Below are 11,653 nucleotides of genomic sequence, written 5' to 3'. Positions count from 1 at the left end.
CCTCAGGTCAGGATCCCTCGCATGCGCCGACTCCTCGACATCGCCCAGTGCCCCTTCCGGCCCACGGTTCTCGAGGACTCATCCCCGCATGCACACCCTGAACATCGGAATTCTGGCCCACGTCGACGCCGGTAAGACCAGCCTCACCGAACGGCTGCTGTTCGACCACGGGGCCGTCGACCGGCTCGGCAGCGTCGACGCCGGGGACACCCGTACGGACGACGGCGAGATCGAGCGCCGGCGCGGCATCACCATCCGCTCCGCGGTCGCCGCGTTCACCGTCGGCGACACCCAGGTCAACCTGATCGACACCCCCGGGCACTCCGACTTCACCGCCGAGGTCGAGCGCGCCCTGGAGGTCCTGGACGGCGCGGTGCTGCTGCTGTCCGCCGTGGAGGGCGTCCAGGCGCGGACGCGGGTGCTGATGCGCACTCTGCGGCGGCTGCGGCTGCCCACGCTCGTCTTCGTCAACAAGATCGACCGGGCCGGTGCCCGCGCCGAGGGTCTGCTCGCCGACATCCGGCACCGGCTGACCCCGCACGTCGTGCCCCTGACGGAGGTCACCGCCGGGCTCGGCGGTGCCGGTGCCCGCGTGCGGCCCCGCCGTCTGACGGACCCGCTGGTCCGCGCCCGTACCGCCGAGGCGCTCGCCGAGGTGGACACGGGCATCCTGGCGGCGGTCGTGGACGGCCCGGAACCGACCGCCGACGAGGTGCGCGCCGCGCTCGCCGCCCGCACCGCCGACGGCTCGTTCCACCCCCTGTACTTCGGCTCGGCGCTCGGCGGCCAGGGCGTCGCGGAGCTGGCGCAGGGCCTGGTCCGGCTGGTCCCCGCCCGCTCGCCGGCGGCCGGTCCCGTGCCACCGCGCGGCACGGTGTTCGCCGTACGCCCGGGACCGGGCGGTGAGCGGACCGCGTATCTGCGGCTGTACGACGGCGAGGTGCGCCCGCGTCAGCGGCTGACCTTCCTGCGGCGCGAGTCCGACGGCCGGACCGGCGAGGTCCGCGGCCGGGTGACGCGCCTGGAGGTGATCGGCGGGGCCGGGACGCTCACCGCGGGGAACATCGCCGCCCTGTCGGGACCGGCCGCGCTGCGCGTCGGCGACCGGCTCGGCGGCGTCACCGACCGGGCGCCGCAGTTCGCGCCGCCGACCCTGGAGACCCTCGTGCGGGCCCGGCGCCCCGAGCAGGCGGCGCCGCTGCGGTCGGCGCTGCTCGCCCTCGCCGACCAGGACCCGCTGCTGCACGCCCGCCCGGCCGAGTCCGGCGCCACCGCCCTGCTGCTGTACGGCGAGGTGCAGATGGAGGTGCTCGCGGCGACCCTGGCCGGGGACTTCGGCATCGAGGCGGAGTTCTCACCGGGGCGCGTCCGGTTCCTGGAGCGGCCGGACGGCACCGGTGAGGCCGTCGACGAGATGCCGTGGCACGACCACGCCCGCTACTGGGCGACGATCGGGCTGCGGGTGGAGCCGGGGCCGCGCGGCTCGGGCGGCGTGTTCGCCCACGAGACGGAGCTCGGCGCGCTCCCCCGCGCCTTCCACCAGGCCGTGGAGGAGACGGTCCACGCCACGCTGCTGACCGGCCTGACCGGTGCCGCGGTGACCGACTACCGGGTGACGCTGATCCGCTCCGGTTTCAGCTCCCCGGTCAGCACGGCCGCCGACTTCCGCGGGCTGACCCCGATCGTGCTGCGCCGCGCCCTGCGGCGGGCGGGGACCCGCCTCTACGAGCCGTACCACGCGTTCGAGGCGGAGGTGCCGCCGGACGCCCTGGCGTCCGTGACCGCCCATCTCGCGGCACTGGGCGCGGACTTCACCGGGACGACGGGGGGCGACCCCGCCTGGCTGATCACCGGTGAACTGCCGGCCCGGCGGGTGCGTGAGGCCGAACTGCGTCTGCCGGGGCTCACACGCGGGGAGGGGGTGTGGTCCTCCCGGCCGTCGCGGGACCGGCCGCTGAAGCCACCGCGCTGACCACGGCCGCCCCCCTGCCTCGACACTCCCGCCTGATCGCCAACTGCTGCGCCTGGCACGGGAGATGAGGGGCATGCGGACAGTAGGAAGGAGGGCCGTCACCATGACGACTCCCAACAGGCGCCTCCCCGGGCGGATGCCCGGCTGGGCCAAGGCGCTGAGCGCGATCGTGCTGGTGCTCGTCGTACTGTTCGCGGGACTGCGGCTCAGCGTGCTGCCGGGTCTGAAGGACCTGTTCGGCTCCGAGACCCACGACCGTTCCGGGCCCGCGCTGCTGAAGTCCATCCAGGACATCAGCCGCTACGAGGCCGCCTCCGGCTCCTTCCAGGTCGTCGTGGATCTGGAGAAGGACGCCAAGTTCCTGCCCGACGCGATACGCGGCACCCGCACCCTGTACGTCGGTGCCGGGACCGTCGACGCCTACGTCGACCTCGGCCAGATGGGCGAGGACGACGTGACCGTCGACGGCGACCGCACGTCGGCGACGCTGCGGCTGCCGCACGCCGCGCTGGGCGAACCGGCCCTCGACCCGGAGCACTCGTACGCCGTCTCCAAGCAGCGGGGCCTCCTCGACCGGCTCGGCGACCTGTTCTCGGACAACCCGAACGGCGAGCAGGCGGTACAGAAGCTCGCGGCCCGGCACATCGGCGACGCCGCGAAGGAGAGCGAGCTGACCGCGCGCGCCGAGGGCAACACCACGGCGATGCTCCAGGGCCTGCTGCACTCCCTCGGCTTCGAGGAGGTGCGGGTGACCTACGGCTCCTGAACCACAGGACCCCGGCATCCCCGGCGGCTTCGCGGGTAACCGCCCAAGGACGCGGGGAAGTTGACGACTGGAGGACCGAATGGCTCGTGCCGTCCCACGACCGAGTTCCCTGTTGCGCCCCCGTGCCGCCAAGGCACGGGAGGCCGACCGGCGCGAGCGGCGCCCGCTCGCCCTCCCACTGCGCCTGCTGGCGATGGCGTGCGCTTTCGTGTTCATGGTGGCGTTCGCGGCGGTGCTGGCCCGGCTGACCCTGCACCCCTCCCCCGCCTCGGAGGCACTGACGCACACCAACATGCATCCCGGCCGCTCGCTGCGGGCGTATCTGGACCAGCCCGCGCTGCGCGACGCCCTGAAGCAGGTCGGCGGCAACGTGCTGCTGGGCGTTCCCTTCGGCGTCCTGGTCCCGGTGGTCGCGCCGCGCACGCGCGGGGTGCTGCGGGTGCTGCTGCTGACCGCCGTGGTGATGCTGCTGGTGGAGTTCGCGCAGGGCGCCCTGGTCACCGGGCGGGCCTTCGACATCGACGACGTGATCCTCAACAGCACGGGCGCGCTGATCGGTTACCTGCTCCTGGGCCGGCGGACGAGCCGCGCGGTACACGCGCGCCGGCCCCGCGACTGAACGGGGCCGGGCTCCTGCCCGAGAAGGGGTCAAGTGGTCCGTACCAAAGTATTGACGGACCCTTATCTCACTTCTTAAATCAAGAGGCGACACCCTTACCCCCCACCTCTGCCGGCGCTCCCGCCCCGGGACGCCGTACGGAAGGGAGAGCCGTGGTCCGCCCACACCTGCTCCGCAGATGTCTCCTCGCCGCCGCCCTGTCCGCCGGACTGGCCGCCTCACTCGTGACCGGCCCCGCCCAGGCCGGACCCGAAGACGCCGGGACCGCCGGCACCGCGGCCGCCGCCGTGACGTTCTCCGACACCTTCGACGGCCCGGCCGGTGCGGCCGTCGACTCCTCGAAGTGGCAGATCGAGACCGGCGACAACGTCAACAACCACGAACGGCAGTACTACACGTCCGGCAACAAGAACGCGGCCCTGGACGGACAGGGCCACCTGGTCATCACGGCCCGCCGCGAGAACCCGGCCAACTACCAGTGCTGGTACGGCACCTGCCAGTACACCTCGGCCCGGCTCAACACCTCCGGGAAGTTCACCGCGCAGTACGGGCACGTGGAGGCGCGGATGAAGGTGCCGCGCGGGCAGGGGATGTGGCCGGCGTTCTGGATGCTCGGTACACCGGTCAACTGGCCGGACTCGGGCGAGATCGACATCATGGAGAACGTCGGCTTCGAGCCCTCCACCGTCCACGGCACCATCCACGGCCCCGGCTACTCCGGCTCGGGCGGCATCGGCGCCGGCTACACCCTGCCGGGCGGCCAGGCCTTCGCGGACGGCTTCCACACCTTCGCCGTCGACTGGGCGCCCGACTCGATCACCTGGTCCGTGGACGGCAACGTCTACCAGCGACGCACGCCGGCCGATCTCGGCGGCAGGCAGTGGGTGTTCAACAAGCCGTTCTTCCTGATCCTCAATCTGGCGGTCGGCGGCTACTGGCCCGGCGACCCGGACGGCTCCACGGTCTTCCCGCAGACACTGGTGGTGGACCACGTGTCGGTGACGACGAGCGACTCGGCGAACGGCGGCGCGATCCGGGGCCTGGCCGGGAAGTGCGTGGACGTCGCCGCCGCGAACACCGCCAACGGCACCCCGGTGCAGCTCTACGACTGCAACGGCACCGCCGCCCAGCGGTGGACGGTGGGCTCCGACGGCACGGTCCGGGCGCTCGGCAAGTGCCTGGACGTCAACGGCGGCGGCACCGCGGACGGCACGGTCGTCCAGCTGTGGGACTGCAACGGCAGCGCCGCCCAGCGCTGGGTCGTCACCGGCGCGCACGACATCGTCAATCCGCAGGCCGACAAGTGCCTCGACGCCACCGGCAACAGCTCGGCCAACGGCACCCGGCTGCAGATCTGGACCTGCACGGGCGGCGCCAACCAGAAGTGGACGGTCGGCTGACGCGGTGCCGGGAACCGGGGGTCCGTACGCGGGCCCCCGGTTTCTCTCAGCCGGTGTGGAGGATCCGGAAGCGACCGGGCTGCGCCGGATCCCGGTCGACGACCTGGACGGGCGACCACGTCCACTGCCAGACGCTGACGCCCGGCGCGCGGGAGAACCGGATCCGCCCGCGGGTGCCTTCGACCGCGATCCGCGGCCAGGACCCGGCGATGCGCGCCCGGTCCGTGCCGCCGGCACGCAGCACCTCGGCGAGGACCAGGACGGCGTCGTACCCCTCGAAGGCGACGAAGGAGGGCGCTTCGGCCAGCCGCTCGCGCAGGGCCGACTCGACGCGTGCGCCGAGGGGGCCGAGCCGCTCGGGCAGGTAGCGCAGGAACGGGACGGCGGCGCCGTCGTCGCCCAGCGACGCCGTCCAGTCGGCGAACTCCGGCTGTCCGGCGGGAGCACCGATCAGGACGTGGTCGAGGCGCGGGTCGCGGCGGACGGCCCTGACGAGCGACACCGCGGGCTCCGGGTGGCCGACCAGCAGCAGGAGGGCCGTCGCGCGACGGGCGGCGAGTGCGTCGCACACGGCCGTGGGATCCAGCGTGCTCATGTCGAGCTCGACGACCGTGCCGCCGTGCGGGGCGAGGTGGTCCCGCAGGATGCGGGTCCCGGACGCCCAGTAGGCGCTGGGCTGGGCCGCGACGGCGATCCGGCTGTGCCCCGCCTCGAGGAGGTGGTCCGCGTAGAGCTGCCAGCCGCGGGACTGCGCCGGGGGGAGGCGCGCGACCCAGTCCGTCGGCCGGTCGGTGAGCGCGTCCAGAACCGCCGACGAGCACAGGAACGGCAGGCCGAGGGCGTCGGCCCTGGTGGCGGCGGCGCGGGCGACGACGCTGTGATACTCCCCCGTCAGGGCGGCCACGCCCAGGCCGGCCAGTTCCTCGACGGCCGACGCGGCCCTGTCCGGGTCGGCCGCGGTGTCCCGGACGACCAGCTCGAGCGGTCTCCCGGCGATCCCGCCGCCGTCGTTGACCTCGCGCACCGCCAGTTCGAGTCCGGCGAGCAGGTGCCGGCCCGCCTGGGCCCAGCCGGGCGGAGTGAGCGGAACGAGAGCTCCGATCCGGACGTTCGTCTCGTCCCGCCGGGGCGGGCGCACCTGGGTGACCATGCCGGACATTGCAGCCGCCACCGTCGCCGGCGGGCAACCGATTATCCGTTGGCCGAACTGCCGGGACGCACGGCCCGGCGGCCGGACTGCCGGGACGGGCTAGTGCGGCGTCCAGGTGAACTTGTCCCCGCCCACCCAGCGGACCACGTCGGGGTCGTCGAGGTCGTGGACCTTGATACCGAAGGCAGCGGCGGCCTCCAGGACGTCGATGAGGGTCGTCGCCTCTCCGACCACCTGTCCGTCGATCTCCACGATCCGGAACGGCGGCGTGCCCGGCTGAACACCGAGCACGAGGATCCGCGGACTGCCGATGTGCGGGCTCGCGATTTCGGTCATGAGTCGAGGGTAGGCCGCAAACCCCGGGAGCGGCCTCCAGGACCCCCCGTTCAGGGGCGCCGCCAGTCGTCGCTCGTCAGATGCGAGCCGGCCATCGGGCCCATGCGGAGCATGCCGCCGTCCACGCTCCAGGACGCGCCGGTGACGTACGAGGCCTCGGGCCCGGCGAGGAAGGCGATGACGGCGGCGACCTCGCGGGCGTCGCCGGGACGGCCGAGCGGGACGCCGGGCCGGCGCTCGGTGTGCGGGTCGGTGTCCTCCTGGCCGGTCATCGGGGTGGCGATCTCGCCCGGGGCCACGGAGTTCACGGTGATGCCGTGCTCGGCCAGCTCGATCGCCATGACCTGGGTGAGCAGGCCGAGGCCGCCCTTGGCCGCGCAGTACGGCGCGGCGCCCACCCGCGGCTGGTGCTCGTGCACCGACGTCACGTTGACGATCCGGCCGCCGTCGCCCTGGCGGATCATGCGCCGGGCCGCGTTCTGCCCGCACAGGAAGGGCCCGGCCAGGTCGACGTCCAGGACGTGGCGCAGGTCGTCGAGGCCGAGGTCGAGGAAGGGCGTGGCGGTGCCGGTGCCGGCGTTGTTGACCAGGACGTCGATCCGGCCGAGCCGCTCGCACAGCGCGTCCACCGTGTCGGCGGCCCAGGGCAGCCGGGTCAGGTCCACGTGGGCGACCTCGGCCCGGCGTCCGAGGGCGCGGACCTCCTCGGCGGTCCGCTCGGCGCCCTTCTCGTCGGCGTGCCAGGTGATGCCGATGTCCATGCCCGCCTCGGCCAGGCGTACGGCGGTGGCGCGGCCGATCCCCGAGTCGGAACCGGTGACGACGGCCACCTTGGTGTCGGTCGGCGTGGGACTGGGCACGACAGGCCTCCTCGTCGGCGCGGGCGGTGTGACGGGGGATCGCAGTACCCACGGGCCGCGCGGACAAACGGCCGGTGCCGTCGTGCGGTCCCCGGTCCGCTGGGGAACCCTGGAGGTGCCGAAGGAGGAGGTGGCGATGGATCCCGTTCAGGCGCTGGACCGGATCGCCTTCCTGCTGGAGCGGTCGCAGGAGCCGACGTACCGGGTCCGCGCCTTCCGTACCGCGGCCCGGGTGCTCGGCGAGCTCTCCGACGCCGAGCTGCGCGAGCGGGCACAGGCCGGTTCGCTGGAGTCCCTCAAGGGGGTCGGCCCGAAGACGGCGCAGGTCGCGAGGGAGGCGCTGGCCGGGCAGGTGCCCGGTTACCTGGAGAAGCTGGAGGGCGAGGCCGGGGCACCGCTCGCCCACGGCGGCGAGGAGCTGCGGGCCCGGCTGCGCGGTGACTGCCATCTGCACTCCGACTGGTCGGACGGCGGCAGCCCGATCGAGGAGATGGGCCGGGCCGCGGCGGCGCTCGGACACGAGTGGGCGGCGCTGACCGACCACTCGCCCCGGCTGACGGTGGCCCGCGGGCTGTCCCCGGAGCGGCTGCGCGAACAGCTTGACGTGGTGGCGGAGCTGAACGAGACGTGGGCGCCGTTCCGGCTGCTGACCGGCATCGAGTGCGACATCCTCGAGGACGGCGCGCTGGACCAGGAGCCGGAGCTGCTGGAGCGGCTCGACGTCGTGGTGGTGTCCGTGCACTCCAAGCTGCGGATGGACGCCCGCTCGATGACCCGCCGCATGGTGGCCGCCGTCCGCGATCCGCACGCGGACGTCCTCGGGCACTGCACCGGGCGGCTGCTGACGGGGCGGGGCCGGCCGGAGTCGGAGTTCGACGCGGACGCCGTGTTCGCCGCCTGCGCGGAGTCCGGCACCGCCGTGGAGATCAACAGCCGGCCGGAGCGGCTCGACCCGCCGCGGCGGCTGCTGCGCCGGGCGGTGGAGGCGGGCGTGCTGTTCTCGGTCGACACCGACGCGCACGCGCCGGGACAGCTGGACTGGCAGATCCACGGATGCGCTCGGGCCGAGGAGTGCGGGGTGCCCGCCGAGCGGGTGGTGACCAGCTGGTCGCTCGACGAGCTGCTGGCCTGGACCCGGGAGGGCCGGGTACCGGCCGGAGTGGCGGGCGGCTGACGTGGTACCCGCCGGGCTCACACAGCGAGAAGGAAGGAACGGTGCATGGAACGGGCGGCCGTGTTCGACGTCGACGGAACCCTCGTCGACACAAATCATCTGCACGTGGTGACCTGGTGGGAGGCGTTCCGGCAGGCAGGCCACCGGGTGCCGATGCACGCCGTCCACCGGGCGGTGGGTCTGGCCTCCACCGACCTCATCGGCCGTCTGCTGGGCGAGGACCGGGACAAGGACCAGGACGCGCAGCTGAGCGCCGCCCACAAGGCACTGTACGGGCAGTACTTCGACCGGCTGCCGGCGCTGCCGGAGGCGGGGGAACTGCTGCGGCGCCTGGCCGGCGACGGCTGGAAGGTCGTCCTCGCCACCTCGGCGGGCGGTGCGGAGCTGGGCGCGCTGCGGCGGGCGATCGACGCGGACGACGTGATCTCCGCGACCGCGAGCGCCGACGACGTCGACGCGGGCAAGCCTGCACCGGAGCCGGTGGAGCACGCCCTGGAGCTCGCCGGGGTGCCGGCCGAGCGTGCGGTGTTCGTCGGCGACACGGTGTGGGACATGCTCGCGGGAAGCCGCGCCGGGGTGCGCTGCGTGGGCGTGCTGTGCGGCGGTCTGCCGCGCGCCGATCTGGAGGAGGCGGGCGCGGACGCGGTGTACGCGGACCCGGCCGACCTGCTGGCCTCGCTCGCGAACAGCCCGCTGTCATGAGCCGCCCGGTCATGGGGACGCACGGCACCGCACGGCACGTATGACGGACGTGGAACGCGACACCCGGCGAACGGCCGGGAACGACGGCGGGACGGGGCGCCGGGGGCGGTGGCGGACCGCCGGGGCGCAGGCGCTGCGCGAAGCGCGGCCGGTGGACCGGGTACGGCGGGAGGCCGCTGCCGTCGGGCAGGCCGTCCTGGCCGCCTGGCAGGGCCCCGGCCGGGAACGCGACCTGGTCGTCCAGTCGCTGAAGGCCGCGGGGGCGGGGCTGCTCGCCTGGGCCGTTGCGGGGGTCTGGCTCGACGATCCGATGGCGCTGATGGCTCCCTGGGTGGCGGTGGTCCTCGTCCAGGCCACCGTCTACAGCTCCGTACGCCAGGCCGGGCAGCAGTTCGGGGCGATCTGCGTCGGATCGCTGGTGGCCTCCGCGGCCCAGGCGATCACCGACGACAACACGGGGGCGCTGGCCCTGTCCCTGCCGTTGCTGATGCTGCTCGGCAACTGGGCGCGCTTCGGTCAGCAGGGCGTCTACGCGGCCACCACGGCGGTGTTCGTCCTGGCCTCCGGAACACCGGTCTCCGCGTCCGCGGTCGGGCACCGGGTGGGGCAGGCGGCGCTCGGCGCGGTCATCGGCATCGCGGTGAACGCGTTCGTGCTGCCGCCGATCCATCTGCGGGACGTCCGGGAGAACCTCGCGGCGCTGGCCCGCGAGGCGGGCGACGTCCTGCACACCATCGCGGGCGACCTGCGGGAGAACGAGTGGGACGCGCAGACCGCGGCCGGGTGGGCCGGCGAGTCCGCGCGGTTGCAGCGGCGTCTGGAGGCGCTGGCGTCGGCCCGGTCCTGGAGTCAGGAGAGCCTGCGGCTGACGTCCGGCCCGCTGCGGGCGCTGCACCGGGCGCCGCCGCCCGCGCCGCCCGAGGAGGAGGACCAGCGGTGGACCCGGGTCACCGGGAACATCACGGCGCTCACCCGGACGCTGTCCGTGGCGGCCGACGAGAATCGCACCCCGGCCACGCCCGGGGGCCCGGTCCTCGGCCTGTACGCGCGTCTGCTGAAGCAGATCGGCGACTCCTGCCACACGGAGGCCGGCCGCCTGCTGGGCGAGGCCACGGGTCCTCACCCGGACGACGCGAAGGATGCCCAGGACACGACCGAGGCGACGGAGGAGACGATGGAGGAGCTGCACCGGCAGTTGCAGGACGGGCTGCGGGAGCACGCCGGGCAGCGCGCCGCCGAGGCGTCGGTGCTGGGCGCGCTGCTGCTCGAGGCCGAGAACCTGTGGGCCGACATCGGACCCGAGCCCCGGGACCAGTGACGCGGATCACCCCAAAACGCGACAGACGGTGGAACACCGGCAGGGTGCGCGCCGTTGAAGAGAGCGTGGGTACGGATGGGACAGTGTCCCCGGGCCTCACCTCTTGCCCACAGGGACGATCGTTCGGCTGAAGCCCTGTGGAGCACTTCGCCGAGAGGCGACCGCCATCCGTATCCACCACAGACCGCCCCGACCGTGATCCCCCCGTCCGGTCGGGGCTCTTCTTTGCCCGCGGCAGGGCGGGGTACCCGTGGCCTCCGACCTGACAGGCGGACGGGAGGAGCGGAAGGTGAGCAGCACAGCGGGCCGCAGGATCGTGGTGACGGGCGCCACCGGCAATGTGGGCACCAGCGTGGTGAGACTCCTCTCGGAGGATCCGGAGGTCGGTTCGGTCCTGGGGCTGGCCCGGCGGATCCCCGAGTGGTCGCCCCCGAAGACGGAGTGGGCCGCCGTCGACCTGGCCTCCGAGCAGGCCGACGCGGCCGGCCTTTTCGCGGGCGCCGACGCGGTGATCCATCTGGCGTGGGCGTTCCAGCCGACGCACGATCCCGCGACGACGTGGCGCACGAACGTCCTCGGCTCCCTGCGGGTCTTCGAGGCGGTGGCCGCGGCCGGCGTGCCGGCACTGGTGCACGCCTCGTCGGTCGGCGCGTACTCGCCGGGGCCGAAGGAGCGCGCCGTGGACGAGTCGTGGCCGACGCACGGCTGGCCGGACGCGGCGTACTGCCGGGAGAAGGCGTACCTGGAGCGGGCCCTGGACATCTTCGAACGCGACCATCCGGGCATCCGGGTGGTGCGGATGCGGCCTGCCTTCCTCTTCAAGCGGGAGTCGGCGAGCGAGCAGCGCAGGATCTTCGGCGGCAAGTTCCTGCCCGGGCCGCTGGCCCGCCCCGAACTGCTGCCGTTCCTGCCGGACATCCCCGGGCTGCGGGTGCAGGCGCTGCACACCGACGACGCGGCGGGCGCCTACCGGCTGGCGGTGCGTACGGAGGACGCCCGGGGGCCGTACAACCTGGCGGCCGACCCGCCGGTCGACGCGGAGCTGCTGGGGGAGATGACCGGCGCGCGTCCGGTGCGGCTGCCCCGCACGGCCGCCCGGTCGGCGATCGCCGCCGCGTGGGGGCTGCATCTGCTGCCGGCGTCCCCGCACCTGTTCGACGCGGTACTGCGGCTTCCGCTCATGGACTGCACGCGGGCGCGCGCGGAGCTCGGCTGGCGCCCGGTGCACACGGCGACGGAGGTGCTGGAGGAGTTCCTCCAGGGCTTCCAGCAGGGCGCGGGCGGGGCCACGGAACCGCTGCGGGGGCGCAAGGTCGGCTGACGGCAGGGCGCGGGGGGGGGGGGGGGGGGGGGGGG

At 74.1% G+C, this 11,653-nt stretch carries 11 protein-coding genes; 8 read left to right on the top strand and 3 right to left on the bottom strand.

Annotated features, from left to right (window positions below; translation table 11 throughout):
• The first annotated feature begins 88 nt into the window (after positions 1-88).
• The 4 genes from otr(A) (at position 89) to ACIRG6_RS23710 (ending at position 4,757) form a co-directional block, all read left to right on the top strand.
• On the top strand, positions 89-1,972 hold the full coding sequence (otr(A), locus tag ACIRG6_RS23725; protein ID WP_364681612.1) for a tetracycline resistance ribosomal protection protein Otr(A): 1,884 nt from the start codon (positions 89-91) through the stop codon (positions 1,970-1,972).
• A gap of 103 nt (positions 1,973-2,075) precedes the next feature.
• Positions 2,076-2,738, top strand: coding sequence for a DUF4230 domain-containing protein (locus ACIRG6_RS23720; protein WP_364681614.1), 663 nt, complete (start codon positions 2,076-2,078; stop codon positions 2,736-2,738).
• Between the two features lie 79 nt (positions 2,739-2,817).
• Positions 2,818-3,357, top strand: coding sequence for a VanZ family protein (locus tag ACIRG6_RS23715; protein WP_350724432.1), 540 nt, complete (start codon positions 2,818-2,820; stop codon positions 3,355-3,357).
• A 152-nt stretch (positions 3,358-3,509) separates the two neighbouring features.
• Complete coding sequence (locus tag ACIRG6_RS23710; RefSeq protein ID WP_403324466.1) at positions 3,510-4,757, top strand: RICIN domain-containing protein; 1,248 nt, start codon at positions 3,510-3,512, stop codon at positions 4,755-4,757.
• A gap of 46 nt (positions 4,758-4,803) precedes the next feature.
• Here the strand turns inward: ACIRG6_RS23710 and ACIRG6_RS23705 are convergent, their stop codons facing one another.
• The 3 genes from ACIRG6_RS23705 to ACIRG6_RS23695 form a co-directional block, all read right to left on the bottom strand.
• On the bottom strand, positions 4,804-5,916 hold the full coding sequence (locus ACIRG6_RS23705; RefSeq protein ID WP_364681618.1) for an ABC transporter substrate-binding protein: 1,113 nt from the start codon (positions 5,914-5,916) through the stop codon (positions 4,804-4,806).
• Positions 5,917-6,006: 90 nt separating this feature from the next.
• Positions 6,007-6,243, bottom strand: a complete 237-nt coding sequence (locus ACIRG6_RS23700; RefSeq protein WP_239769172.1) for a hypothetical protein — start codon at positions 6,241-6,243, stop codon at positions 6,007-6,009.
• 50 nt (positions 6,244-6,293) lie between these two features.
• On the bottom strand, positions 6,294-7,103 hold the full coding sequence (locus tag ACIRG6_RS23695) for an SDR family oxidoreductase (RefSeq protein ID WP_365023466.1): 810 nt from the start codon (positions 7,101-7,103) through the stop codon (positions 6,294-6,296).
• A 136-nt stretch (positions 7,104-7,239) separates the two neighbouring features.
• Here ACIRG6_RS23695 and ACIRG6_RS23690 point away from each other — a divergent pair, with 136 nt between their 5' ends.
• The 4 genes from ACIRG6_RS23690 to ACIRG6_RS23675 all read left to right on the top strand — a co-directional run bounded on the left by ACIRG6_RS23690 (position 7,240) and on the right by ACIRG6_RS23675 (position 11,618).
• A complete protein-coding gene (locus ACIRG6_RS23690) occupies positions 7,240-8,277 on the top strand; it encodes a PHP domain-containing protein (RefSeq protein WP_364681621.1) in 1,038 nt (345 codons plus the stop codon).
• Between the two features lie 45 nt (positions 8,278-8,322).
• A complete protein-coding gene (locus ACIRG6_RS23685; protein WP_403324463.1) occupies positions 8,323-8,979 on the top strand; it encodes an HAD family hydrolase in 657 nt (218 codons plus the stop codon).
• Positions 8,980-9,019: 40 nt separating this feature from the next.
• Positions 9,020-10,297, top strand: coding sequence for an FUSC family protein (locus ACIRG6_RS23680; RefSeq protein WP_403324462.1), 1,278 nt, complete (start codon positions 9,020-9,022; stop codon positions 10,295-10,297).
• Between the two features lie 289 nt (positions 10,298-10,586).
• Positions 10,587-11,618 carry an SDR family oxidoreductase gene (locus ACIRG6_RS23675; RefSeq protein WP_364681625.1) on the top strand — a complete coding sequence of 344 codons (1,032 nt, stop codon included), beginning with the start codon at positions 10,587-10,589 and terminating at the stop codon, positions 11,616-11,618.
• The last annotated feature ends 35 nt before the right edge of the window (positions 11,619-11,653 follow it).

It is taken from the genome of Streptomyces flaveolus (assembly GCF_044765825.1).
Lineage (GTDB): Bacteria > Actinomycetota > Actinomycetes > Streptomycetales > Streptomycetaceae > Streptomyces > Streptomyces flaveolus.
This window is presented reverse-complemented; position numbering and strand designations above follow the sequence as displayed.

Bases quoted from the DNA above. Each gene is read 5' to 3' on its own strand.
- ACIRG6_RS23720 (WP_364681614.1), top strand. From the start codon at position 2,076: ATGACGACTCCCAACAGGCGCCTCCCCGGGCGGATGCCCGGCTGGGCC.
- ACIRG6_RS23715 (WP_350724432.1), top strand. From the start codon at position 2,818: ATGGCTCGTGCCGTCCCACGACCGAGTTCCCTGTTGCGCCCCCGTGCC.
- ACIRG6_RS23705 (WP_364681618.1), bottom strand. From the start codon at position 5,916: ATGTCCGGCATGGTCACCCAGGTGCGCCCGCCCCGGCGGGACGAGACG.
- ACIRG6_RS23700 (WP_239769172.1), bottom strand. From the start codon at position 6,243: ATGACCGAAATCGCGAGCCCGCACATCGGCAGTCCGCGGATCCTCGTG.
- ACIRG6_RS23690 (WP_364681621.1), top strand. From the start codon at position 7,240: ATGGATCCCGTTCAGGCGCTGGACCGGATCGCCTTCCTGCTGGAGCGG.
- ACIRG6_RS23685 (WP_403324463.1), top strand. From the start codon at position 8,323: ATGGAACGGGCGGCCGTGTTCGACGTCGACGGAACCCTCGTCGACACA.
- ACIRG6_RS23680 (WP_403324462.1), top strand. From the start codon at position 9,020: ATGACGGACGTGGAACGCGACACCCGGCGAACGGCCGGGAACGACGGC.